The 25,262-nt window shown below is 72.4% G+C and carries 18 protein-coding genes; 16 read left to right on the top strand and 2 right to left on the bottom strand.

Annotated features, from left to right (window positions below; translation table 11 throughout):
* The first annotated feature begins 85 nt into the window (after positions 1-85).
* The 16 genes from ABZS71_RS25815 (at position 86) to ABZS71_RS25740 (ending at position 21,644) form a co-directional block, all read left to right on the top strand.
* Entirely contained in the window at positions 86-1,267 is a 1,182-nt protein-coding gene (locus ABZS71_RS25815; protein ID WP_356213950.1) for an ROK family transcriptional regulator, read from the top strand.
* Between the two features lie 1,028 nt (positions 1,268-2,295).
* Positions 2,296-3,825: a sugar ABC transporter ATP-binding protein gene (locus ABZS71_RS25810; RefSeq protein WP_356213948.1), complete on the top strand. Its 1,530-nt coding sequence runs from the start codon at positions 2,296-2,298 to the stop codon at positions 3,823-3,825.
* Positions 3,826-3,911: 86 nt separating this feature from the next.
* Positions 3,912-4,892 carry an ABC transporter permease gene (locus ABZS71_RS25805; RefSeq protein ID WP_356213985.1) on the top strand — a complete coding sequence of 327 codons (981 nt, stop codon included), beginning with the start codon at positions 3,912-3,914 and terminating at the stop codon, positions 4,890-4,892.
* An 8-nt stretch (positions 4,893-4,900) separates the two neighbouring features.
* The gene (locus ABZS71_RS25800; RefSeq protein WP_356213945.1) at positions 4,901-5,932 is read left to right on the top strand and encodes a substrate-binding domain-containing protein; all 1,032 of its coding nucleotides are present in this window, start codon (positions 4,901-4,903) and stop codon (positions 5,930-5,932) included.
* A 55-nt stretch (positions 5,933-5,987) separates the two neighbouring features.
* A complete protein-coding gene (locus ABZS71_RS25795; protein WP_355842939.1) occupies positions 5,988-7,175 on the top strand; it encodes a Gfo/Idh/MocA family oxidoreductase in 1,188 nt (395 codons plus the stop codon).
* Between the two features lie 11 nt (positions 7,176-7,186).
* On the top strand, positions 7,187-8,194 hold the full coding sequence (locus ABZS71_RS25790; RefSeq protein WP_356213943.1) for a sugar phosphate isomerase/epimerase family protein: 1,008 nt from the start codon (positions 7,187-7,189) through the stop codon (positions 8,192-8,194).
* Positions 8,195-8,469: 275 nt separating this feature from the next.
* Positions 8,470-10,929, top strand: a complete 2,460-nt coding sequence (locus ABZS71_RS25785; protein ID WP_356213941.1) for a PQQ-dependent sugar dehydrogenase — start codon at positions 8,470-8,472, stop codon at positions 10,927-10,929.
* A 61-nt stretch (positions 10,930-10,990) separates the two neighbouring features.
* Complete coding sequence (locus ABZS71_RS25780) at positions 10,991-12,358, top strand: ThuA domain-containing protein (RefSeq protein WP_356213939.1); 1,368 nt, start codon at positions 10,991-10,993, stop codon at positions 12,356-12,358.
* A gap of 431 nt (positions 12,359-12,789) precedes the next feature.
* The gene (locus ABZS71_RS25775; RefSeq protein ID WP_355842928.1) at positions 12,790-13,932 is read left to right on the top strand and encodes an inositol-3-phosphate synthase; all 1,143 of its coding nucleotides are present in this window, start codon (positions 12,790-12,792) and stop codon (positions 13,930-13,932) included.
* Positions 13,933-14,153: 221 nt separating this feature from the next.
* Complete coding sequence (locus ABZS71_RS25770; protein WP_356213983.1) at positions 14,154-15,542, top strand: SCO3242 family prenyltransferase; 1,389 nt, start codon at positions 14,154-14,156, stop codon at positions 15,540-15,542.
* Positions 15,539-16,429 (top strand): sugar phosphate isomerase/epimerase family protein, encoded by an 891-nt coding sequence (locus ABZS71_RS25765; protein ID WP_356213937.1) that lies wholly within the window; start codon positions 15,539-15,541, stop codon positions 16,427-16,429. The genes ABZS71_RS25770 and ABZS71_RS25765 overlap by 4 nt, the downstream gene beginning before the upstream one ends.
* The gene (locus ABZS71_RS25760; RefSeq protein WP_356213935.1) at positions 16,423-17,151 is read left to right on the top strand and encodes an EboA domain-containing protein; all 729 of its coding nucleotides are present in this window, start codon (positions 16,423-16,425) and stop codon (positions 17,149-17,151) included. Before ABZS71_RS25765 ends, ABZS71_RS25760 begins: the two co-directional genes overlap by 7 nt.
* On the top strand, positions 17,151-18,035 hold the full coding sequence (locus tag ABZS71_RS25755; protein ID WP_355842916.1) for a TatD family hydrolase: 885 nt from the start codon (positions 17,151-17,153) through the stop codon (positions 18,033-18,035). Before ABZS71_RS25760 ends, ABZS71_RS25755 begins: the two co-directional genes overlap by 1 nt.
* A gap of 3 nt (positions 18,036-18,038) precedes the next feature.
* A complete protein-coding gene (eboE, locus tag ABZS71_RS25750) occupies positions 18,039-19,217 on the top strand; it encodes a metabolite traffic protein EboE (RefSeq protein WP_355842913.1) in 1,179 nt (392 codons plus the stop codon).
* Complete coding sequence (locus tag ABZS71_RS25745; RefSeq protein WP_356213933.1) at positions 19,214-20,608, top strand: nucleotide pyrophosphatase/phosphodiesterase family protein; 1,395 nt, start codon at positions 19,214-19,216, stop codon at positions 20,606-20,608. Before eboE ends, ABZS71_RS25745 begins: the two co-directional genes overlap by 4 nt.
* A gap of 13 nt (positions 20,609-20,621) precedes the next feature.
* Positions 20,622-21,644 carry a sugar phosphate isomerase/epimerase gene (locus ABZS71_RS25740; RefSeq protein WP_356213931.1) on the top strand — a complete coding sequence of 341 codons (1,023 nt, stop codon included), beginning with the start codon at positions 20,622-20,624 and terminating at the stop codon, positions 21,642-21,644.
* A 10-nt stretch (positions 21,645-21,654) separates the two neighbouring features.
* Here the strand turns inward: ABZS71_RS25740 and ABZS71_RS25735 are convergent, their stop codons facing one another.
* Complete coding sequence (locus tag ABZS71_RS25735) at positions 21,655-23,046, bottom strand: OFA family MFS transporter (protein ID WP_356213929.1); 1,392 nt, start codon at positions 23,044-23,046, stop codon at positions 21,655-21,657.
* A 77-nt stretch (positions 23,047-23,123) separates the two neighbouring features.
* Positions 23,124-25,262: an acetate--CoA ligase family protein gene (locus ABZS71_RS25730; RefSeq protein ID WP_356213927.1), complete on the bottom strand. Its 2,139-nt coding sequence runs from the start codon at positions 25,260-25,262 to the stop codon at positions 23,124-23,126.

The raw sequence follows: 25,262 nt of genomic DNA, 5'->3' as shown, positions 1-25,262 counted from the left end.
AGCGCTGCTACGTTCCCCGTGAAAGCCGGTGCGAGAGCCCGACCACAGGGATGCCGATGACGGCGGGAGGGGCAGCGTGAGGCGCATGACGGCACGACCCGCGAACGCGCATCAGGCGCGACTGCTCCGCCTGCTGCGCGACGGCGGCCCCAACTCCCGTGCTCAGCTGGGCGATCAGATCGACCTCTCGCGCTCCAAGCTCGCCGTGGAGATCGACCGGCTGCTGGAAACCGGGCTGGTGATAGCCGACGGGCTCGCCGCCTCGCGGGGCGGCCGCCGCTCACACAACATCCGGCTCGCGCCCGCCCTGCGGCTCCTCGGCGTCGACATCGGCGCCACCTCGGTGGACGTGGCCGTAACCAACGCCGAGCTGGAGGTTCTCGGCCATCTCACCCAGCCGATGGATGTGCGCGAGGGACCGGTCGCGGTCTTCGAACAGGTGCTGGCCATGGCCGCGAAGCTACGCGCCTCCGGCGTGGCGGAGGGGTTCGACGGGGCGGGCATCGGGGTGCCGGGGCCCGTACGGTTCCCCGAGGGCGTCCCCGTCGCGCCGCCGATCATGCCGGGGTGGGACGGCTTCCCCGTACGGGAGGCGCTCAGCCAGGAGCTGGGCTGCCCGGTCATGGTCGACAACGATGTGAACCTCATGGCGATGGGCGAGCAGCACGCGGGCGTCGCCCGCTCCGTCAAGGACTTCCTCTGCGTGAAGATCGGCACCGGGATCGGCTGCGGGATCGTGGTCGGCGGTGAGGTCTACCGGGGTACGACCGGCAGCGCCGGCGACATCGGTCATATCCAGGCCGAACCCGGCGGCCGCCCCTGCGCCTGCGGCAACCACGGCTGTCTGGAGGCGTACTTCGGCGGAGCGGCGCTGGCCCGCGACGCCGAGGCAGCCGCCCGCGACGGCCGCTCCGCCGAGCTCGCCACCCGGCTGGAGGCGGCGGGCCGTCTCGCCGCCACGGATGTCGCGGCGGCGGCGTCGGCGGGCGACGCCGCCGCGCTCGATCTCATCAGGGAGGGCGGCATGCGAACGGGCCAGGTCATCGCCGGGCTCGTCAGCTTCTTCAATCCCGGCCTGGTGGTGATCGGCGGCGGCGTCACCGGGCTCGGCCACACCCTGCTCGCCGCCATCCGCACCCAGGTCTACCGCCAGTCCCTGCCCCTGGCCACCGGCAACCTCCCAATCGTGCTGGGCGAACTGGGCCCGGCCGCCGGGGTGACCGGCGCGGCCCGCCTGATCAGCGACCACCTCTTCTCCCCGGCCTGACCGGGCCCCGGCCCGGCGGCCGGCCTGACCGGGCCCCGACGGTCGGCCACACGCTGGGCCCGGCCCAGACCGCACCACCCGCACCGCCGCACGACAGCGCACTGTCAGCACACCGCACGAGACCACTCGGCCACGGCCGACGCCGCAGGTACGTATCCGCCGCAGGAACAGCGCAGACGAACAGCCAGAACGGCACCGGGACCCGCCGGTGTACGCCAAGTCGATGTACGAGCCGCACCGCGTCCCGCACCCGCAGCACCGAGCCGCACCAAGCAGCGACCCAAGCCACCGAGCCGCACCGCGTCCCGACCCGCAGCACCGAGCCGCACCAGGCAGCGACCCACGCCACCGAGCCGCAACACGTAGCGAACCGCAGCACCGAGCCGCACCGCGTCCCGATCGGCCGAGCCGCACCAAGCCGCGACCCAGCCACCGAGCCGCACCACGTACCGACCCGCAGCAACACCGAGCCGCACCGCGTCCCGACCCGCAGCACCGAGCCGCACCAGACAGCGACCTACGCCACCGAGCCGCAACACGTAGCGAACTGCAGCATCGAGCCGCACCGCGTCCCGATCGGCAGCACCGAGCCGCACCAAGCAGTGACCCACGCCACCGAGCCGCACCACGTACCGACCCGCAGCAATACCGAGCCGCACCGCGTCCCGACCCGCAGCACCGAGCCGCACCAGGCAGCGACCCACGCCACCGAGCCGCACCACGTACCGCACACACATCACCGAGCCGCACCAGGTACCGCACCCGCACCCGCGCCACGCCGCGCAGCGAACCGCACCGCGAAAGCAACACACCGCCAAAACAACCGGCACCGCGAAGGCAACCCGCACCGCGAAAGCAACCCGGGCCACAGCGCCGCAGCCCACCCGCGCCGCACCCCACCCGCACCGCGAAAGCAACCCGCACCGCGAAAGCAACCCGCACCGCGAAAGCAACCCGCACCGCGAAAGCAACCCGCACCGCGTAGCGAACCCGCACACCGCCTAAGCGAACGGCCGAGGAGGCTCGCCATGGCACCACCCGATCCGCGCCCGCTCCTCACCATGTCCGCGATCACCAAGTCCTTCCCCGGCGTACGCGCCCTCGACGGCGTCGATCTCGATGTCGAAGCGGGGGAGGTCCACTGTCTGCTCGGCCAGAACGGGGCGGGCAAGTCCACCCTGATCAAGGTGGTCGCCGGGGCTCATCAGCCCGACAGCGGCGAGATCGTCTGGCGGGGCGCACCGGTCACCCTCAAGTCGCCCGTCACCGCCATGCGCCTCGGCATCGCCACCATCTACCAGGAACTCGACCTGGTGGAGGGGCTGTCCGTCGCCGAGAACGTCTTCCTCGGCCATGAGCTCGCCACCGCCGGTGTCGTACGGGCCCGCGCGGCCCGCGCCGCGACGACCGCCCTCCTCTCCCGGCTGGGGCACCCCGAGATCGGCCCGGGCCGGCTGGTCGGCGAGCTCTCGGCCGCCGGGCAGCAGATCGTGTCGATGGCCCGTGCGCTCTCGCATGACGTACGGCTGATCGTCATGGACGAGCCGTCCGCCGCGCTCGACCCCGACGAGGTGGACAATCTCTTCCGCATCGTGGGCGATCTCACCGCCGCAGGCGTCGCCGTCGTCTATATCTCGCACCGGCTGGAGGAGATCCGCCGCATCGGCGACCGCGTCACCGTCCTCAAGGACGGCCGGGCCGCCGCCCGTGGCTTGCCTGCCCGCACCACCCCGACCCGCGACATCGTGGCCCTGATGACGGGCCGCGACGTCGAGTACGCGTTCCCCCGCCGCACCACCGCTCCGACACCCGCACCCGCGGCCGAGCAACCGGTGCTGCGCCTCGAAGGGCTCACCAGGGCGGGGGAGTTCGCGCCGGTCGACCTCGATCTCGCGCCCGGGGAGATCGTCGGGCTCGCCGGGCTCGTCGGCTCGGGCCGGTCCGAGATCCTGGAGACCGTCTACGGCGCCCGCCGCCCCACCGGGGGCCGCGTCCTGGTCGACGGCCGTCCGCTGCGCCCCGGCAGCGTGATCTCCGCCGTACGGGCGGGGCTCGGCCTCGCGCCCGAGGAGCGCAAGGCGCAGGCGCTGCTGATGCTGGAGTCCGTCACCCGTAATGTCTCCGTCTCTTCCCTGGCCCGCTTCTCGCGGGCCGGCTGGCTGGACCGCGGTGCGGAGCGGGCGGCCGCCCGCCGAAGCGTCCGCGATCTGTCGCTGCACCCCGATGACCCCGAGCGGCCGGTACGCACGCTGTCCGGCGGAAATCAGCAGAAGGCCGTGCTCGCCCGCTGGCTGCTGCGCGGCTGCCGGGTGCTGCTGCTGGACGAGCCGACGCGCGGCGTGGACGTCGGCGCCCGCGCCGAGCTGTACGCCGTGATCCGCCGGCTCGCCGACGACGGCATGGCCGTGCTGCTCGTCTCCAGTGAACTGCCCGAAGTCCTGGGCCTCGCCGACCGGGTGCTGGTGCTCCGTGAGGGCCGCGTCGTCCATACGGCGCCGGCGCGGGAGCTGGACGAGCACCGCGTCCTCGATCTCGTGATGGAAGGGAGCCCGTCGTGACCTCTCCCGGGAGCACCCCGGCGCCCCACAGTCCGGCCGACGTCGCCCCCGTACCCGGTGCGGGAGCCACACTGACCGCCGGGCCCGTGGACAAGCCACCGGCCACCCGTACCGATCCCCTCGGCCGGCTGCGAGGCCTCGCCGACCTGCGCAATCTGTCCCTCGTCGGCGTGCTCGCGGTGCTGGTCGCGGTCGGCGGCTTCACCAAGCCCGCTGAGTTCCTGACCACGGATAACCTCCAACTGGTGCTCACCCAGGCGTCCGTCATCGGCGTCGTCACGGTCGGCATGACCTTCGTCATCACCAGCGGCGGAATCGATCTTTCCGTCGGCGCGATGGTCGCCCTCGCCTCGGTGTGGGCCACCACCCTCGCCACCCAGGACTACGGGCTCGGCGGCATCCTGCTCTGCGCAGTGCTGGTCGGACTGGGCTGCGGGCTGGTCAACGGGGTGCTCATCGCGTACGGCGGCATGGTCCCGTTCATCGCCACCCTCGCCATGCTCGCCTCGGCCCGTGGCCTCGCCCTGCAGATCAGCGACGGCAGGACCCAGGTGGTCACCGTCAAGCCGGTGTTGGATCTGGGGCTCCGGGACGCCTATGTCCTCGGTGTCCCGCCGCTGGTGTTGATCTTCGCCGCCGTCACGGTCCTCGGCTGGCTGGTGCTGGGCCGTACGACCTTCGGCCGGCGCACCGTCGCCATCGGCGGCAACGCGGAGGCCGCCCGGCTCGCGGGCATCGACGTCCGGCGGCAGCGGCTGATGCTGTATCTGCTGTCCGGGCTGTGCTGCGGCATCGCCGCGTTCATGCTGATCGTGCTCACCGGCTCCGGCCAGAACACCAACGGCAATCTCTACGAGCTCGAGGCCATCGCCGCCGCGATCATCGGCGGCACGCTGCTCAGCGGAGGTCGCGGCACCATCACCGGCTCCGTCCTCGGCGTCCTCGTCTTCACCACCATTACCAATCTGTTCGCTCTGAACAACCTTCAGAGCGATGTCCAGCAGATCGCCAATGGCGCGATCATCGTCGCCGCCGTCCTGGTACAGAAGGGTCGTTCGACGCCATGAGGGATGCCATGACCAGTCGCAGAAACCTTCTTTTGGGCACCGCCGCGGCGGGCGCGCTCCTCGCGTCCGGCTGCACCAGCAACGAGAACAACGACAATAAGGACAACGGCAAACAGGCCGCGAACACCGCCGACGACAAGCCCGGCAAGAAGGTCACCGTCGGCTTCGCCGGGCCGCAGGCCGACCACGGCTGGCTCAACGCCATCAACGAGCAGGCCAAACGGCGCGCCAAGGAGTACGAGGACGTCACGCTGGAGACCACCGAGGGCTCCAATGACACCGCCCAGCAGATCGGCCAGATCGAGACCCTCATCAACAAGAAGGTCGACGTCCTGGTCATCCTGCCCGCCGACGGCAAGGCGCTGACCCAGGTCGGGCTCAAGGCCATGAAGGCGGGCATCCCCGTCGTCAACCTGGACCGGATCTTCGCCTCCCCGCAGGCGTACCGCTGCTGGATCGGCGGCGACAACTACGGCATGGGGCTCAACGCCGGCCGCTATATCGGCGAGCAGCTCAAGGGGAAGAAGAACGCCAAGGTCGTCGAGTTGGCCGGACTCGACAATCTGGAGCTGACCCGGCAGCGCACGGCGGGCTTCAACGACGCCCTGAAGAACTACCCCAACATCAAGAAGGTCGGCCGCCAGGCCGCCGAGTTCACCGTCGAATCGGGCCAGTCGAAGATGGCCCAGCTGCTCCAGGCCCACTCCGGCTTCGACGCCCTGTGGAACCACGACGACGACCAGGGTGTCGGCGCCGAGCGCGCCATCCAGCAGGCCGGGCGGGACGACTTCCTGATGGTCGGCGGCGCGGGCGCCAAGCACGCCATGGACGCCATCAAGGCCGACAACACGGTGCTCAAGGCCACCGTGCTCTACCCGCCGACCATGGCCGCCTCCGCGATCGACCTCGCCCGCGCGCTCGGCCAGGGCAAGGGCGTCGGCGGACTGGCCGAGCTGGAGATCCCCGCCTCCCTCACCCTCTACTCGGCCGTCGTCACCAAGGACAACGTCGACGACTACCTCCCCACGGGATTCAGCTAGGCCCCCCACAGGCCCCAGCTCCACCTCGCATCCATCGCGATCTGGAAGGAGTCCCATGGAAAGTCCTGAAGCACAGACCCTCGGCGTCGGCATGGTCGGCTACGCCTTCATGGGCGCCGCCCACTCCCAGGGCTGGCGCACCGCGGGCCGCGTCTTCGACCTCCCCTGCCGCCCCGTCATGTCCGCCGTGTGCGGCCGTGATCCGGACGCCGTACGGGCCGCCGCGGCCAAGCACGGCTGGGCCGCCGCCGAGACCGACTGGCGGGCGCTGATCGCCCGGGACGATGTGCGGCTCGTCGATGTGTGCACCCCCGGCGATAGCCACGCCGAGATCGCGATCGCCGCGCTGGAGGCGGGCAAGCATGTGCTGTGCGAGAAGCCGCTCGCCAACTCGCTCGCCGAGGCGGAGGCGATGGCGGACGCCGCGCGGCAGGCGCGGGAGCGCGGGCAGGTGGCGATGGTCGGCTTCAACTACCGCCGTACGCCCGCGATCGCGCACGCCCGCCGCATGGTGGCCGAGGGCCGGATCGGGGCGCTGCGGCATGTGCGGGTCACCTATCTCCAGGACTGGCTTGTCGACCCGGAGTTTCCGCTGGTGTGGCGGCTGCGGCGGGAGCTCGCGGGCTCCGGGGCGCTCGGCGACCTCGGGGCCCATATCGTCGACCTCGCGCAGTATCTGGCGGGGGAGCGGCTGATCGGCGTCTCGGCGCTGACCGAGACGTTCGTACGGGAGCGGCCACTGCCGGCGGGGGCGGTGGCCGGGCTCGGCGCCGGCCCGGTCTCCCAGGGACGCGGACCGGTGACCGTGGACGACGCCGCGCTCTTCACCGGGCGGCTGGAGTCCGGCGCGCTCGCCTCCTTCGAGGCCAGCCGCTTCGCCGCGGGCCGTAAGAACGCGCTCAGGATCGAGCTCAACGGGGCTCTCGGCTCGCTCGCCTTCGATCTGGAACGGCTCAATGAGCTGTCCTTCCACGATCACACCGAGCCCGCCGCCGACTCGGGCTTCCGCCGGATTCTGGTCACCGAACCCGACCACCCCTACCTCGAGGCGTGGTGGCCGCCCGGCCACGCCCTCGGATACGACCACACCTTCGTCCACCAGGCGCGGGACATGGTGCTCGCCATCGCCGCCGGGACCGACCCGGAGCCGTCCTTCGAGGACGGGCTGCAGGTGCAGCGGGTGCTCGCCGCGGTCGAGGACAGCGCGGAGAAGAACTGCGTTTACACCCCGGTGCCCGCTTAAAGGAGGCCCGCATGCCCAGACCCTTCACGCTCTTCACCGGCCAGTGGGCGGATCTGCCGCTGGAGGAGGTCTGCCGGCTCGCCCGCGACTTCGGCTACGACGGCCTTGAACTCGCCTGCTGGGGCGACCACTTCGAGGTCGACCGGGCCCTCGCCGAACCCGGCTACCTGGACGGACGGCGGCAGCTGCTGGAGAAGTACGGGCTCCAGTGCTGGGCGATCTCCAACCATCTGACGGGCCAGGCCGTCTGCGACGCGCCCATCGACGAACGGCACCGGGCCATCGTGCCCGCGCGGGTGTGGGGCGACGGCGACGCGGAGGGCGTACGGCAGCGGGCCGCCGCCGAGATGGCGGACACCGCCCGCGCGGCGGCCGCCTTCGGCGTCCGTACGGTCATCGGCTTCACCGGCTCGTCCATCTGGCATCTGGTCGCGATGTTCCCGCCGGTCCTGCCGGGCATGATCGAGCGCGGCTACGAGGACTTCGCCGAGCGCTGGAACCCGATCCTGGACGTCTTCGACGCGGAGGGCGTGCGGTTCGCCCATGAGGTCCACCCGAGCGAGATCGCCTACGACTACTGGACCACGCAGCGGGCCCTGGAGGCGGTCGGCCACCGCCCCGCCTTCGGGCTCAACTTCGACCCCAGCCACTTCGTCTGGCAGGACCTCGACCCCGTCGGCTTCCTGTGGGACTTCCGGGACCGGATCTACCACGTCGACTGCAAAGAGGCCCGCCGCCGCCTCGACGGCCGCAACGGCCGTCTCGGCTCGCATCTGCCCTGGGGCGACCCGCGCCGCGGCTGGGACTTCGTCTCGGCGGGCCACGGGGACGTTCCCTGGGAGGACGTCTTCCGGATGCTGCGCTCGATCGGCTACGCGGGCCCGGTGTCGGTGGAATGGGAAGACGCGGGCATGGACCGCCTTACGGGCGCCCCGGAGGCGCTGGCGCGGCTGAAGGCATACGACTTCGACCCGCCGACAGCCTCCTTCGACGCGGCCTTCGGAAGCGGCGGCGACTAGCGGTACCTCTTCCGCCGGACCGGGTGGGGGCGCGCACCGCGCCCCCACCCCGCCCCCGATCCGCTTTGTCCTGCCCGTGGATGAAGCGCAACCCGCTATATGTCAAAGGGGTTTCCGAACCAGACAAACAGAGTTACCGTCCTTGAGATGTACCGGTCACACAAGGGGCCCCTCTCCCCGGATCGGTCACCGAACGGCGCGACGGCGCGCGCCTGTGCCAGTCACGGCGGCCTCTGGCCCACCCGTACACCCCCTCTTTTCCCGGAGGATTCAGCGTGCACAGGAAAAGGTTTCGACTGCGCGGGCCCCTCGCGCTCCTCACGAGCGGACTGCTCGTCGGCGCGGGGCTCGCGTTCACCGCTCCGCCGGCCGGGGCCCATGAACCCGGCCCGACCCCGGCCGCCGAGGAGTTCCAGCAGGTCACCCTCGCCAAGGGCGCGGCGGAGACCGGCGAGCCCATGACGCTCGCCGTGCTCCCCGACCGCTCCGTGCTGCACACCTCGCGCGATGGCACCCTGCGGCTGACCGACGCCGACGGCGACACCATGGTGTCCGGAAAGCTCCCCGTCTACTCGCACGACGAGGAAGGGCTGCAGGGCGTCGGCATCGACCCCGGCTTCGCCGACAACCGGGCCATCTACCTCTACTACGCGCCCCCGCTCAACACCCCCGCCGGTGACGCCCCCACCGACGGCACCGCCGCCGACTTCGCCCCGTTCGACGGCGTCAACCGCCTCTCCCGCTTCACTCTCAAGACGGACGGAACGCTCGACACCGCCGGCGAGAAGAAGATCCTCGACGTCCCCGCCTCACGCGGCATCTGCTGCCATGTCGGCGGGGACATCGACTTCGACGCCGCCGGCAACCTCTATCTCTCGACGGGCGACGACTCCAACCCCTTCGCCTCCGACGGCTTCACCCCCATCGACGAGCGCGCGAACCGCAACCCCGCCTACGACGCCCAGCGCTCCGCCGGAAACACCAATGACCTGCGCGGCAAGATCCTCCGCATCAAGGTGGCCGCCGACGGCTCGTACACCGTCCCGGACGGTAACCTCTTCCCGCCCGGCACCGACAAGGCCCGGCCCGAGATCTACGCGATGGGCTTCCGCAACCCCTTCCGGATGAGCGTCGACAAGCCGACCGGCACGGTCTACGTCGGCGACTACGGTCCGGACGCGGGCGCCGCCGACCCCAAGCGCGGGCCGGGCGGCGCGGTGGAGTTCGCCCGTGTCACCAAGCCGGGCAACTACGGCTGGCCGTACTGCGTCGCCGACAACAAGCCGTACGTCGACTACGACTTCGCCACCGGCACCTCCGGTGCGGCCTTCGACTGCGCCGCGCCCAAGAACACCTCGCCGCACAACACCGGGCTGACCGATCTGCCGCCTGCGCAGCCCGCGTGGATCCCTTACGACAACGACTCCGTGCCCGAGTTCGGCTCCGGCTCCGAGTCGCCGATGGGCGGGCCCGTCTACCGCTACGACGCCTCGCTCGACTCCCCGGTCAAGTTCCCTTCAGGCTATGACGGGGACTTCTTCGCGGGGGAGTTCGGCCGGAAGTGGATCAAGCGGATCGAGCAGGGCCCCGACGGCACCGTAGAGAAGATCAACGACTTCCCGTGGACCGGCACCCAGGTGATGGACTCGGCCTTCGGCCCGGACGGCGCGCTCTACGTCCTCGACTACGGGCTCAGCTGGTTCGGCGGGGACGAGCACTCCGCGCTCTACCGGATCGAGAACGCCACCGACGGCCACTCGCCCATCGCCGAGGTGAGCGCCGACCGCACCTCCGGCAAGGCGCCCATGAGGGTCGCCTTCTCCTCGGCGGGGACCGCCGACGCCGACGGCGACACCCTCACCTACAGCTGGGACTTCGGCGACGGCGCCACCTCCACCGCCCCCCACCCCACCCATCGATACACTAAGAACGGCACCTACACCGCCACCGTCACCGCCAAGGACCCCTCGGGCCGCACCGGCAGCGCCAGCGTGCACCTTACGGTGGGCAACACCGCGCCCACGGTCACCCTGCAACTGCCCGGCGACGGCCAGCTGTTCACCTTCGGTGACGAGGTCCCGTTCAAGGTGAAGGTGACCGATCCCGAAGACGGCGCCGCCGGGACCATCGACTGCGCCAAGGTCAAGGTCACCCATATCCTTGGCCACGACAGCCACGGCCACCCCGTCACCTCGGCGAACGGCTGCTCCGGCACCATCAAGACCAGCGCCGACGGCGAGCACGACCCCAACGCCAATATCTTCGGAGTCTTCGACGCCGAGTACACGGACGGCGGCGGGGGCGGACAGCCGCCGCTGACCACCCATGACCAGCACGTCGCCCAGCCCAAGCACCGGCAGGCCGAGCACTACGGCGACAGCAAGGGCGTCGCCGTCATCGCCCACACCCCGGCGAACGGCGGCAAGACGGTCGGCGACATCGACAACGGCGACTGGATCTCCTTCACCCCCTATCTCCTCGCCAACGCCAAGCAGCTCACCGCGCGCGTCTCCTCGGCGGGCGCGGGCGGCACGCTGGAGATCCGCGCCGGATCCCCCACCGGCCGGCTGCTGGGCAGCGCCACCGTGCCGGTGACCGGGGGCTGGGAGACGTTCCAGGACGTCACGACCGCGCTACGGACGCCCCCGGCCCGTACCACCACGCTCTATCTCGCCTTCAAGGGCGGTGCGGGAGCGCTCTACGACCTGGACGACTTCACCATCAGCACCGGCTGACGACCGGGGCCGGGGGCGGTCCCGCGACCGCCCCCGGCCCGGAGGAAGGAGCACGACGGATATGCACCCGCACCCTTCTGCGCACTCCAGACCCAGGCGCGGAGCGCGCCTGGCCGCCGTGGCGGCCACGCTGCTGCTCGCCGCGGCAGCCCTGCCCGCCGCCGCCTCCGGCGCGCCCCGGTCCTCGGCGCCCGATGACCGCGTCCTCGTCTTCTCCAAGACGGCCGGCTTCCGCCATGACTCGATCCCCGACGGCATCGCCGCCATCGAGGAGCTCGGCGCGCGGGGCGGCTTCGCCGTCGACGCCACCGAGGACGCCGCGGCCTTCACCCCCGACAACCTCGCCCGCTACGACGCCGTCGTCTTCCTCTCCACGACCGGCGATGTCCTCGACGCCGGCCAGCAGTCCGCCTTCGAGGGCTATGTGGGCGCGGGCGGCGGCTACGTCGGCGTCCACGCGGCCGCCGACACCGAATACGACTGGCCCTTCTACGGCGGACTCGTCGGCGCCTACTTCCAGTCCCATCCCGCCATCCAGCCGGCCACGGTCGCCGTCGAGGACCGCGCCCATCCCGCGACCGCGCATCTGGGGCCGGTGTGGGAGCGGACGGACGAGTGGTACAACTACCGCACCAACCCGCGCGACCGGGCGCGCGTCCTCGCCACGCTCGACGAGTCCTCGTACCAGGGCGGCACGATGGGCGAGGACCACCCCATCGCCTGGTGCCAGACCTACCGCGGCGGCCGCGCCTTCTACACCGGCGGCGGCCACACCAAGGAGTCCTACGCCGACCCCGCCTTCCGGCAGCATCTGCTGGGCGGCATCCGCTACGCCACGGGCGCGGCCCAGGCCGACTGCCGCCCGGAGCGGGGCTACCGGCCGCTGTTCGACGGCACGTCGGTGAAGGGCTGGAAGCAGGCGGGCCCGGGTGGGTTCACGCTCGATCCGGCGTCCGGCACCCTCACCTCGACGGGCGGCATGGGCATGCTCTGGTACGGGGCGCGCGAGCTGCGCTCGTACTCGCTCAAGCTCGACTGGAGGGTCAGCGGTGACGACAACTCCGGCGTCTTCGTCGGCTTCCCCGCCTCCGACGACCCCTGGTCGGCGGTCGACCACGGCTACGAGATCCAGATCGACGCGACGGACACCCCCGATCGCACCACCGGGGCGGTGTACGGCTTCCAATCCGCCGACCTCGCCCAGCGGGACGCCGCGCTGAACCCGCCGGGGGAGTGGAACACCTACGAGATCCGGGTCCAGGGCGAGCGGCTCCGGGTCTGGCTCAACGGCGTGCGGATCAACGACTTCACCAACCGGGACCCGGCGCGAAGCCTGCGGAGGGGCTACGTCGGCATCCAGAACCACGGGGAGGGGGACGAGGTCTCCTTCCGCGACATCCGCCTCAAAGACCTCCCGCCGAGGGGCTAGTCCGGTCGGCCGCCCCAACGGCCCGAGGGGAGCCGTTGGGGCGGCGCGGGCGGCGGGGAGGAGTACGCCGCCTCCTCCCCGCCGCCGTTCCCTCGGGCGCGGCCCGGTCCCGGGGCCTCCGGCCCCTGACCCCGGGCACGGGACCCGACCAGCCGCCAACCCCACACCACCGCCAGGCCCGCACCACCGCTAAGCCCGCGCCACCGCCGGCCCCACACCACCGCCAACCCCGCGCCACCTCCGGCCCCGCGCCACCTCCGGCCCCGCGCCACCTCCGGCCCCGCGCCACCTCCGGCCCCGCGCCACCGCCAGCCCGCGCCACCGCCAAGCCGCACGACCCCCGTCACCACGCACCCCCATCGCCGCGCTCCGCCACCGCGTATCGGCGCTCCGCCACCGCGTAACGGCCCCACCCCACCGGGAGGCAGCCCGTGACCACCCGCCCCGACGACATCACTCACCCCCGCGTCGCACCCCGTACGGGAGTCTGGCTCATCGGTGCCCGCGGTTCCGTTGCCACCACCGCCGTCGTCGGCTGTGCCGCCGTCGCGGCGGGGTTGCGTCCGGCGACCGGCATGGTGACCGAGACCGCGCCGTTCGCGGGCAGTGGCCTTCCCGCCCTCGCCGACCTCGTTTTCGGCGGGCATGACACCGCCACCACCCCGCTCCCCAAGCGAGCCGAGGCGCTGGCCGCCGACGGGGTGGTCCCGCATGGGCTGCCCGACGCCGTACGTGCCGAACTCGCCGCCGCCGACGCCGCGATCCGCCCCGGTGGGCCGCAACCCGGGGACAATCGGCGCGAGGAGGAGCTGATCGCGGCCTTCGCCGCCGACCTCGCCGACTTCATCCGCACGCACCGCCTTGCCCGCGCCGTCGTCGTCAACGTCGCCTCCACCGAACCGGCTCCGCCGGACCCGGACGCCCTGCAGCCCAGCTCCCTCTACGCCGCGGCCGCGCTCCGCGCCGGCTGCCCGTACGTCAACTTCACCCCCTCCACCGGCCTCCACCACCCCCGCCTGCGCGAGGCCGCCGCTCGCTCCGGACTGCCGTACGCCGGCCGCGACGGCAAGACCGGACAGACCCTCCTGCGGTCCGTTCTCGCGCCGATGTTCGCGCAGCGGGCGCTGGCCGTACGGGCCTGGTCCGGTACGAACCTGCTGGGCGGCGGCGACGGCGCCGCGCTCGCCGACCCGGGCGCCGCGGCCGCGAAGAACGCCGGCAAGGCGCGCGTCCTCGCCGACACCCTCGGCGAACTCCCCGACGGCGAGCTGCACATCGACAACGTGCCCGCGCTCGGCGACTGGAAGACCGCCTGGGACCACGTCGCCTTCGACGGCTTCCTCGGCTCCCGGATGGTCCTGCAGACCATCTGGCAGGGCTGTGACTCGGCCCTCGCCGCGCCCCTCGTCCTCGACCTGGCCCGGCTCACGGCCCGCGCCCACGAGGTCGGCCTCGCGGGGCCGATCGGGGAGCTCGGCTTCTACTTCAAGGACCCGGACGGGGGCCCGTCCGCGCTGGCCGACCAGTACACGGCGCTGGCCGGCTTCGCCGCCCGCCTGCGGGGCCGGGGATGACGGCGGGGCGCGGGCGGGATGGTGCCCCTGGCCGCACGGCGGGGCCGCGCCCCGGCACGAACGCCGGCTTCGGCGCGGGTCATGGCTTCGCCCCCGGCTCGGGCCCGGACGGTGGCGCGCGCCTCCACTCCGGCACCGGCACCCACCGCTCGGCCGGTACGGACCCACACCCCCGTCCCGGCGCGGTCGGCGTCGGCCGCCGCGCGGCGCCGTGGGCCGAACTGCTGCGGGTCTCGGCCCTGTTCACCGTGCCGGGTGACGCCTTCGCGGGCGCGGCGGCGGCGCGGTGCGGGCCCAACCGGGGGACGGCGCTCGCCGCCTGCGCGTCGCTGTGCCTGTACGAGGCGGGGATGGCGCTCAACGACTGGGCGGACCGCGACATCGACGCCGTCGAGCGGCCCGGACGCCCGCTCCCGTCGGGCCGTATCGCCCCGGCCGCCGCCCTTGCCGCCGCGACGGGGCTGACGGCCGCCGGGCTGCTCTGCGCGGCGGCGGCCGGCCGCCCGGCCCTCACCACGGCGACGGTGCTCGCGGGCACGGTGTGGGCGTACGACCTCGCGCTGAAGAACACCCCGGCGGGCCCGCCCGCCATGGCCGCGGCCCGCGCCCTGGACCTCCTCCTCGGCGCCACGGCCTCCGCCGTGGCCTCCGGCGGGAGCGTACGCTGCGCCCTCCCCTCGGCCGCCCTGCTCGGCGCCCACACGCTCGCCGTGACCACGGTCTCCCGCCGGGAGGCGGTGGGGGGTTCCTCGGCGGCGCCACTGGCGGCGCTCGCCACCGGTGCGGCGATCGCGTGGTCCCTCGCGAGGCGCCCCACCTCGCCCCCGTCCCCACAGAACCCGCCGGGCGGTCGGGGGGCCGCCCGGCGTCCGGCCCCATGGCCGGTCACGGGCGGGGCGCGCGCCGGGGCGGCGGCCACCGCCGTAGCCGCCGCCGCGCCGCCGGCTCGCGGCTTCGGGATCATCCGACGGCCCACGACCGGCCATGGACCCATGGCACTCCCCACCGCCGTGGGCGGAGGCCGTCGCCAAGCCGCTCCGGCCCGCACCTCACCGGCCCGTGGCCTGCGTGTGGGTCGAGGTGCCGTGATCGCGGCAGCCGTAGCGGCCGTCCGCCCGGCCGCGGGGGACCGGGCCGTGGCCGGGCCGGGCCGTACGCTTGCCGTCGGACGAGGTGTCGCGACCGCCGTGACCACCGCCGCGAGGGACCGGGCCGCACCAACCCGCACCTCACCGGCCCGTGGCCTGCGTGTGGGTCGAGGTGCCGTGATCGCGGCAGCCGTAGCGGCCGTCCGCCCGGCCGCGGGGGGCCGGGCCGCACCAACCCGCACCCCACCGGCCCGCCACCTCGCCGTCGTCCGACGCACGGCCGCGGCGGCCACCGGCGCCCTCGCCGCCGCCTATATGGCGACCGCCGCCCGCCCCCTGGCTCATGCCGCGCTCAACCCCTCCCCGTACCTCCTCCAGCGCGCCGTCGGCGGGGGCATTCGCGCCATGATCCCGCTTCAGGCCGCGCTGGCCTCGCGCGCGGGCGCGCAGCGGACCGCGCTGTCGTTGCTCGCGCTCGTACCCGTCGCTCGCCGACTGTCCCGAAAGGTCAGCCCGACATGACCACCAAGACACCGGCCTCGGCCCCCCTCCGGTTCGCCTACGGCACCAACGGTCTGACCGACCTGCGTCTGACCGATGCCCTCGCCCTCCTCGCCGACCTCGGCTACGACGGCGTCTCGCTCACCCTCGACCACATGCATCTCGACCCCCTCGCCCCGGACCTCGCCGCCCGTACCCGCCTGGTCGCGCGGCGCCTGGAGGGGCTCGGCCTCGCCGTCGCCGTCGAGACCGGCGCCCGGTACGTCCTGGACGCGCGGCGCAAGCACCACCCCACGCTCCTGGACCCCGACCCACAGGCCCGGCACGCCCGGGTCGACCTGTTGCTGCGCGCCGTGCGGGTGGCCGCCGAGCTCGGGGCGGGGGCCGTGCACTGCTTCAGCGGTACGGCACCACCCGGCGAGTCCGAGGAGACCGCGTGGCGCCGGCTGGCCGATGCCATCGGGCCCGTACTCGTCGCCGCCGCGTCGGCGGGCGTGGCCCTGGCGATCGAGCCGGAGCCGGGGCACCTCCTCGCCGACCTCGCCGGATTCCACCGGCTCCGCACGGCGCTCGGTGATCCGTCGGCCCTCGGACTCACCCTCGACATCGGCCACTGCCAGTGCCTCGAACCGGCCCCGCCCGCCGAGTGTGTGCGGGCGGCGGCGCGGTGGGTGCGGCATGTGCAGATCGAGGACATGCGGCGCGGGATGCATGAGCATCTGCCCTTCGGCGAGGGCGAGATCGACTTCCCGCCGGTGCTGGAGGCGCTGCGCGCGACGGATTACCGGGGGCTGGTCGGGGTGGAGCTGCCGCGCCACTCGCACGCCGGCCCCGAACTGGCCCGTACGTCCCTCCGCTTCCTCCAGGACGCCGAGCGCGCCGCGATCGAGGGAGCAGTCCGGTGCTGACCCCGACCGCCCTGCGTGCGGCTCTGTACGAGCGACTGGACGAGGCCACGCGAGCGTGGCTGGACAAGGCCCTGGCCGAGGCGGCCCAGAGGGAACCGGGTGGTTCCGGCCCGGCTCGATGGGAGCTGGCCTTCGCCTCCGCCGGCCGCCACTGCCGCCGCGCCACACCCCCTTACCCGGCGCCGGGCACCGGCCAAAGCCACGCCACCGGCCAAAGCCACGCCACCGGCCAAAGCCACGCCACCGACCACCCCGCCGACGCCGGCCAAACCCCCGCCCCCCACCACCCCGCCGACGCCGCCCGCATGCTGCTTCTTCACGCCGCCAAAACGGACGCCCGCACAGCCGCGAGGCTGTACGCGCAGGGGGCGGGCGCCGAGCGGCGCGCCGTGTTGCTCGCGCTGCCGTATCTCCGCCTCGGCGCGGACGCCGTGCCGCTGGTCGAGGACGCTCTGCGGACCAACGACACCCGGTTGGTGGCCGCCGCCGTCGGCCCGTACGCGGCCCGTCACCTGGCGCCCCACAGCTGGCGGCAGGCCGTGCTGAAGTGCCTGTTCACCGGGGTTCCCGTGGCCGCCGTCGCCGAGTGGGAACGCCGGGCGCGGGGCGACGGCGAGCTGGCCCGCATGCTCACCGACTACGCCCACGAGCGCACCGCCGCCGGCCGATCCGTGCCGGCTGATCTCGTCCGCGTACTGGCCCTGACCCGCGAGGAGTCCTGATGCGCATCTTCGACCCCCACATCCATATGACCTCGCGCACCACCGATGACTACGAGGCCATGTACGCCGCGGGCGTGCGCGCCGTCGTGGAGCCCTCCTTCTGGCTCGGGCAGCCCCGCACGTCGCCCGCGAGCTTCTACGACTACTTCGACTCCCTCCTCGGCTGGGAGCCCTTCCGCGCCGCCCAGCACGGCATCGCCCACCACTGCACGCTCGCCCTCAACCCCAAGGAGGCCAACGACCCGCGCTGTGTGCCCGTCCTGGACGAGCTGCCGCGCTATCTCGTCAAGGACGGCGTCGTCGCCGTCGGGGAGATCGGCTACGACTCGATGACCCCCGCCGAGGACGCGGCCCTCGCCGCCCAGCTGCGACTGGCCGCCGACCACGGTCTGCCCGCCCTCGTGCACACCCCGCACCGGGACAAGGCCGCGGGCCTGGCCCGTACGCTCGACGTCGTCCGCGAATCCGACCTCCCCACCCGCCACGTCCTGCTCGACCATCTCAACGAGACCACGGTACGAGTGGCCGCCGACAGCGGCTGCTGGCTCGGGTTCTCGATCTATCCCGACACCAAGATGGACGAGACGCGCATGGTGCGGGTGTTGCGCGAGTACGGGGCCGAGCGGGACCGGATCCTGGTGAACTCCGCGGCCGACTGGGGGCGCAGCGATCCGCTGAAGACGCGGCGGGTCGGCGAGGCGATGCTGCACGCCGGTTTCAGCGAGGAGGACGTGGAGCAGGTGCTGTGGCGCAACCCGGTCGCGTTCTACGGGCTGAGCGGGCGCCTCGACCTCGGCCTCCCGGAGACGGGGCCCACCGCCACGCACGAGGGCAACTCCATCCTCCGCGGCGCCCCCGTCACCCGGAACACCGGGAGGCGGTGACCCGTGCGCTTCCGCCACCCCGACGGCTCCACCGTCCACCTCGCCTACTGCACCAACGTCCACCCCGCCGAAGACCTCGACGGCGTGGTCGACCAACTGCGGCTGTACTGCGAACCGGTGCGCCGCCGCCTCGGCCGCGACCGGCTCGGCATCGGCCTGTGGCTGGCCCGCGACGCCGCCCGTACCCTGATCGCCGACCCGGCCGAGCTGCGCCGCCTCCGCACGGCCCTGGACACCCGCGGTCTGGAGGTCGTGACGCTCAACGGCTTTCCGTACGAGGGGTTCGGCGCCCAAGAGGTCAAGTACCGCGTCTACAAGCCGGACTGGACCGACCCCGAGCGGCTCGACCACACCACCCACCTGGCCCGGCTGCTGGCCGCCCTGCTCCCCGACGACATCACCGACGGATCCATCTCCACGCTGCCCCTGGCCTGGCGGACCCCCTTCGACGCCGACCACGCCCAGGCCGCCCGCCGCCACCTCAACGTCCTCTCCCAGCGGCTCGACGCCATCCAGGAGCTCACCGGCCGCTCGATCCGCATCGGCCTGGAACCGGAGCCCGGCTGCACCGTCGAGACGACGGCGCAGGCCGTCGAGGCGCTCACCGCGCCCGGCGGCCCGCCCCTGGAGCGCATCGGGGTATGCGTCGACACCTGCCATCTCGCGACGCAGTTCGAGGAGCCGGACGCCGCCGTGGACGCGCTCACCGCCGCCGGTGTGCCCGTCGTCAAGGCCCAGCTGTCCGCCGCGCTGCACGCCGAGGATCCGCGGCTGCCCGCCGTACGCACAGCCCTCGCGGCCTTCGCCGAGCCGCGCTTCCTCCACCAGACCCGCACCCGCGCCCCGGAGGGGGACGTCCACGGCACGGACGACCTCGACGCGGCGCTCGCGGGCGGGCTCGGTGACACCGCGCCCTGGCGGTCGCACTTCCACGTACCGCTGCACGCCCCGCCCGAGCCCCCGCTCACCTCCACGCTCCCCGTGCTCACCGACACCCTCACCCGGCTCGTGGGCGGCGCCGCGCCGCTGACCCGCCATCTCGAAGTCGAGACCTACACCTGGCAGGCGCTCCCGCCCGAGCTGCGCCCCCGCAGCCGCGACCGGCTGGCCGACGGGATCGCCGCCGAACTGGCCCTCGCCCGCGATCTGCTGACCGACCTCGGACTCAAGGAGCTGCCATGAGCCCCGGGACCGGCCCGACGCCTCTCCTCGTCCTCGACGTCGTCGGCCTCACCCCGCGCCTGCTCGATCACATGCCGCGGCTGCGCGCCCTGGGCCGCTCCGGCTCGTACGCCCCGCTGGGCACCGTGCTGCCCGCCGTCACCTGCGCCGCCCAGTCGACGTTCCTCACCGGCACCACCCCCGCCGAGCACGGGATCGTCGGCAACGGCTGGTACTTCCGCGAGCTGGGCGAGGTGCTGCTGTGGCGGCAGCACAACGGGCTGGTCGGCGGCGACAAGCTGTGGGACGCGGCCCGCCGCGCCCACCCCGGCTACACCGTCGCCAACATCTGCTGGTGGTACGCGATGGGCTCGGACACCGACATCACGGTCACCCCGCGCCCCGTCTACTACGCCGACGGCCGTAAGGAGCCGGACTGCTACACCCGGCCCACCGCCCTCCACGACGAGCTCACCGCGGAATTCGGCACCTTCCCGCTCTTCCACTTCTGGGGGCCCGGCGCCGACCTGGTCTCCTCCCAGTGGATCATCGACGCCACCCGCCACATCCTCCGCACCCGCCCCACCGATCTCGTCCTCGCCTACCTCCCGCATCTGGACTACGACCTCCAGCGCTACGGCCCCGACGACCCCCGCGCCCACGCCGCCGCGGCCGGGCTCGACGCCGCCCTCGGCCCGCTGCTGGACGACGCGACGGCCCGGGGCCGCACCGTCGTCGCGCTGTCCGAGTACGGCATCACCCGGGTCTCCCGGCCCGTGGACATCAACCGGGCGCTGCGCCGCGCCGGGCTGCTGGAGGTGCACACCCAGGACGGCATGGAGTATCTGGACCCCGGCGCCTCCCGTGCGTTCGCCGTCGCCGATCACCAGCTCGCCCATGTCTACGTACGCCGCGCCGAGGATCTGGACGCCACGCGCGCCGCGCTGGCCGGCCTGCCGGGCATCGCCGAGCTGCTGGACGACGAGGGGAAGAAGGCGCACGGCCTGGACCATCCCCGCTCCGGGGAGCTGGTCGCGGTCGCCGCGCCGGACGCCTGGTTCACGTACTACTACTGGCTCGACGACGCCCGCGCCCCCGACTTCGCCCAGCTGGTCGAGATCCACCGCAAGCCCGGCTACGACCCGGCCGAGCTGTTTCTGGACCCCGTCGATCCATATGTGCGGGTGCGGGCCGCGACGGCGCTCGCCCGGAAGAAGCTCGGGATGCGCTACCGCATGGCCGTCGTCCCGCTCGACCCGTCCCCCGTGCGCGGCAGCCACGGCCGCCTCCCCGACCGCGACGAGGACGGGCCCGTCCTCATCTGCTCCCAGCCGGACGCCGTACGTGGCCGTGTGGCCGCCACCGACGTCAAGTCCCTGCTCCTCCGCCTCGCCGGCCTGCACCACAACTGACAGGAGACGCACCGTGAAGAGCGCCCGCAGCGCCCACCCCGAACTCGCCGAGACCCTCCGCCGCCGCAGATTCCTCGGCGTCGCCGCGGGGGCCACGGCGGCCACCCTGCTCGGCACCACCACCGCCACTGCGGCCGGCACGGGCAAGGGCGGCCCCCTGGTGCCGCGCGGCCACCTCGGCATCCAGCTCTACACCCTCCGCGACCAGGTCCAGTCCATCGGCTTCGCCCGGGTCTTCGAGGAGCTGGCCCGCTACGGCTACGACCAGGTCGAGTTCGCCGGATACACCCAAGGTTCGGCGGGCGCCATCACCCTCGCGCAGCTCAAGCGGCTGCTGCGGGACAACGGGCTGCGCGGCATCGGCAGCCACGTCGGCTACTACTCCGACGACCCGAACGCGTACACCTTCGCCACCAACCTCACCAAGGTGCTCGACGACGCCGAGGCCCTGGGGCTGCCGCATGTGGGCACCGCCTCGGGACCCTGGCGCTACGGCACCACGGTCGACGGCTGGAAGCGCTGCGCCGAGGACTTCAACACCTACGGCGCGGCGGCGAAGAAGCGCGGGCTGAAGTTCTACCAGCACAACCACGCCGAGGAGTTCTCCTTCGCCACCGACCGGCCGGACGTGCGCCTCTACGACGTCCTGCTCGCCGAGACCGACCCGGATCTGGTCCATCTGGAGATGGACATCTACTGGGCGTATGTGGCCCAGTACCGCTTCGGCAAGAGGGCCGACGGCACCCCCGCCCCCTTCGAACCGCTCGACTACGTCCTGGCCGCCCCGCACCGCTATCCGCTCTTCCATGTCAAGGACGGCGAACACGACGAGACCGCCACCGACGGCTACCGCATGGTGGACGTCGGGGACGGTGACATCGACTACCGGCGCTTCCTGAGCGCCGTCGGCAGGACCCAGGGCGGCCGCCGTGACCACCACTGGCTGGTGGAGCACGACAACCCGGCCGACTCGCTCACCACCGCCCGCCGCTCCGCCCGCTATCTGCGGTCACTGCGGTGCGGCGGACGGCGCTGAGCGAGAGTCCCTACACCGCCTCGCGGCTGATCGGCTGCGGGTTCGGGGTGATGTCCCGGATCCGTGGCCGGCCCGGTTGGCGCAGCAGCAGGGCGACCCCGGCGGCCACCATGGAGATGCCTCCCGCGAGTGCGTACGCCCCGTCGTAGCCCCAGTCGTCGACCACCATCGATCCAAGGCCCCCGCCGAACAGCCCGCTGACGAGCTTTCCGCTGTAGACCAGGCCGTAGTTGGTGGCGTTGTAGTTCTCCCCGAAATAGTCCGGGGTCAGGGCCGCGAACATCGGGTAGAAGGCGCCGCCGCCGAATCCGGAGAGGAAGGCGAAGAACAGGAACAGCACCTCGTTGTGGATATTGCCCGCCCAGATCACCCCGAACTGCGCGAGACCCAGCACCACGATGACGAACACCAGGGTGTTCTTGCGTCCCCAGGAGTCCGAAAGCCAGCCGACGACACCGCGTCCGACGCCGTTGATGACGGACATGACGCCCATGGACGAGGCGGCGACCAGCGGGCCGAAGCCCACCTCCTTGGCGTAGTCGACCTGGAAGGAGATTCCGAAGATCGACACCCCGGCGGTCAGCACCAGCGAGAGCCACATCAGTGGCAGCACGCCGGTCCTGATGGCCTCCTTGGGGGTGTACTGCCGCACCGCGGGCGGGTTCTTGGACAGACTCGCCGCGCTCTTGGCGTTACCGCTGTAGCCGATCGGATCGATATCGGCCGGCCACCAGTTCTTGGGCGGGTCCTTGAAGAACCAGGCGCACACCGCCACGACGATCAGGACATAGACGCCGATCAGGTCGAGCACCTCGTCGTAGTTCCCGGTGTCGAACCAGTAGTTGAAGATGAAGATGAACGGCAGTGCGCCATAAGCGAAGCCGCCGTTGACGAACCCCGTCCTCGCGCCGCGCCGCTCCGGGAACCACTTGCCCACCATGTTGATGCAGGTGGCGTAGACGAGCCCGGAGCCGAGCCCGCCGACGACGCCGAAGCCGCAGATCGCCGCCAGGACATTGTCCAGATGCGACAGCGCGAGAAAGCCGACCAGACACAGCGCCGACCCCAGCAACATGGCCTTACGGGCGGTCAGGATCCCCTTCTCCCGCAGCCAGCCGGCCGGGAAGGCGATTCCCGCCTGGAAGAAGACCCATACGCTGAGAATCCAGAAGGTGTTGCTCTGGGTCCAGCCGTGGGCCTCGGAGAGCGTGTCCTCCGCCGAGCCGTACGCGTACTCGGACACGCTGATGGCCATCATCGCGATCCACGGCAGATAGACCATCAGTTTCCGGCTGTGGCCGAGGATGTCCCGGTCCGTCTCGCCGACTCGATAGATACGTCCCTTGCCGTCCTGCACTTCCCGGAATGGGACTGCCCCACCCGGTCGTTCTTCTGTGCTCATGTCGTCCCCTTGGCTTCGAAGGAACCCGGCCAGCGCCCCCTGTCCAAACTCTTCGTGCTCCGGGAAACGGAGGTGTTCTAGGTGGTGAGCAGCCCCGCGGACCGGGCCCAGCGATATTTCGCGCCCAGGACGGCCACCGGCTTCTCGGTGGTGTACGGATAGGCCACGACGCCGTGCTCGAAGAGGTACTGGCACGCCTCCTCGACCTCGGTGTCACCCGCGAGCGAGGCCACCACCGGTTTGGCGATGCCGCGCGCCCGGAATTCCGCCACCACCCGCGCGGTCAGCTCGGCGAAGACCATCGGCGGAGTGACGATGGTGTGCCAGTAGCCGAGGACGAGCGCGTGGATCCGCGGATCCTCCAGGCCCAGCCGGATGGTCGCCTCGTAGGTGGACGGCGGCTCGCCACCCGTGATGTCCACCGGATTCCCGGCCGCTCCGAACGGCGGGATGAACCGGCGGAAGGCGGCGTCCAGATCCGGCGGGATCTCCATCAGTGAGAGTCCGTTGTCGACGATCGCGTCCGACAGCAGCACCCCCGAGCCCCCGGCGCCGGTGATGACGACGACGTTGTCGCCCTGCGGGGTGGGCAGCACGGGCAGCGCCCGCGCGTACTCCAGCATCTCGTTCAGCCCCGGGGCCCTGATCACCCCGGCCTGCCGCAGGATGTCGTCGTACACGGCGTCGTCCCCGGCCAGCGCGCCCGTATGCGAGCCGGCGGCCTTCGCGCCCGCTGCCGTACGGCCCGCCTTCAGCACCACGACCGGCTTACGGGGCACGGTCGCCCGCGCCGCCTCGACAAAGGCGCGGCCGTCCTTGAGGTCCTCCAGATGCATCGCGATGCACTGGGTGTTGGGGTCCTCGGCGAACCAGGTGAGCAGATCGTCCTCGTCCACGTCCGACTTGTTACCCAGGCCGACGATCGCCGAGACACCGGTCTTCGTCGTCCGCGCGAAGCCGAGGATCGCCATGCCGATGCCCCCGGACTGCGAGGTGAGCGCCACCGGGCCCTTCACGTCGTAGGGGGTGCAGAACGTGGCGCACAGGTTCTGCCAGGTGGAGTAGTAGCCGTAGATGTTGGGCCCCAGCAGCCGGATGCCGTGCTCCTCGGCGATGGCCACGATCCGGTCCTGCAGCTCGTGCTCACCGGTCTCGGCGAAGCCGGACGGGATCAGCACGGCGTTCGGAATGCCCTTGCGGCCGACCTCCTCCAGCGCGGCGGGGACGAATTTCGCGGGGATCGCGAAGACCGCCACATCCACCTCGCCCGGCACATCCGTCACCGACGTATAGGCCTTGCGGCCCAGGATGTCGTCGGCCTTCGGATTCACCGGATGGATCTCGCCGGGGAAGCCGCCGTCGATGAGATTGCGCATCACCGAATTGCCGATCTTCCCCTGCTCATTGGAGGCGCCCACCACCGCGACCGAGCCCGGCTGCATCAGCCGGCGCATCGCGCCCAGGATCTCCTCGCGGGAGTAGCGGCGGCGCGGCGGCGGGGGAGCGGCGCCGATCAGCAGCCGCACATCGGCGGCGAGCACCCCGCTCGCGGTAGCGAACACCGGGTTGAGATCCACCTCGGCGATCTCCGGGAAGTCCGCGACCAGCCGCGAGACCCGGACGATCAGATCGGCGAGCGCCTCCCGGTCGACCGGCTTTCCGCCCCGTACGCCGCGCAGTACCTCGGCGGCGCGGATGGAGTCCAGCATCGACAGCGCGTCGTCCCCGCTCGCCGGGGCCAGCCGGAAGGTGATGTCCTTCAACACCTCCACCAGCACCCCGCCGAGCCCAAAAGCCACGACCTTCCCGAAGGTCGGGTCGGTGACCGCGCCGATGATGACCTCCTGCCCGCCGGCCGGGATCATCTGCTGCACCTGGACGCCCAGGATCCTGGCCGCCGGGTCGTACGAGCGCGCGTTGCCGACGATCGCCGTGAACGCGCCCCGCACCTCGGCGCACGACGCCAGCCCCACCCGGACCCCGCCCGCGTCCGTCTTGTGCAGGATGTCCGGGGAGACGATCTTGAGAACGACCGGAAAGCCGATCCGGTCGGCGAGCGCCACCGCGTCATCGGCGGACTCGGCGAGCCCCTCGGCGGGGGTCGGGATGCCGTACGCGTCGGTGACGCGCTTGCCCTCGGGCGCGGTCAGGGCGGTGCGGCCCTCGGCGCGGGCGGCCTCCAGCACCGCGCGTACGGCGTCCTTGTCGTACGTCAC

It is taken from the genome of Streptomyces sp. NPDC005393 (genome assembly GCF_040606675.1).
In the GTDB taxonomy this organism is placed as follows: Bacteria; Actinomycetota; Actinomycetes; order Streptomycetales; family Streptomycetaceae; genus Streptomyces.
The sequence above is the reverse complement of the archived record's forward strand: the minus strand, read 5'-3'. Positions and strand labels throughout refer to the sequence as shown.

Excerpts from the sequence above, each read along its gene's own strand:
- ABZS71_RS25735 (WP_356213929.1), bottom strand. The coding sequence starts at position 23,046 with ATGAGCACAGAAGAACGACCGGGTGGGGCAGTCCCATTCCGGGAAGTG.
- ABZS71_RS25790 (WP_356213943.1), top strand. The coding sequence starts at position 7,187 with ATGCCCAGACCCTTCACGCTCTTCACCGGCCAGTGGGCGGATCTGCCG.
- ABZS71_RS25755 (WP_355842916.1), top strand. The coding sequence starts at position 17,151 with ATGCGCATCTTCGACCCCCACATCCATATGACCTCGCGCACCACCGAT.
- ABZS71_RS25745 (WP_356213933.1), top strand. The coding sequence starts at position 19,214 with ATGAGCCCCGGGACCGGCCCGACGCCTCTCCTCGTCCTCGACGTCGTC.
- ABZS71_RS25800 (WP_356213945.1), top strand. The coding sequence starts at position 4,901 with ATGACCAGTCGCAGAAACCTTCTTTTGGGCACCGCCGCGGCGGGCGCG.
- ABZS71_RS25780 (WP_356213939.1), top strand. The coding sequence starts at position 10,991 with ATGCACCCGCACCCTTCTGCGCACTCCAGACCCAGGCGCGGAGCGCGC.
- ABZS71_RS25765 (WP_356213937.1), top strand. The coding sequence starts at position 15,539 with ATGACCACCAAGACACCGGCCTCGGCCCCCCTCCGGTTCGCCTACGGC.
- ABZS71_RS25795 (WP_355842939.1), top strand. The coding sequence starts at position 5,988 with ATGGAAAGTCCTGAAGCACAGACCCTCGGCGTCGGCATGGTCGGCTAC.
- ABZS71_RS25810 (WP_356213948.1), top strand. The coding sequence starts at position 2,296 with ATGGCACCACCCGATCCGCGCCCGCTCCTCACCATGTCCGCGATCACC.
- ABZS71_RS25815 (WP_356213950.1), top strand. The coding sequence starts at position 86 with ATGACGGCACGACCCGCGAACGCGCATCAGGCGCGACTGCTCCGCCTG.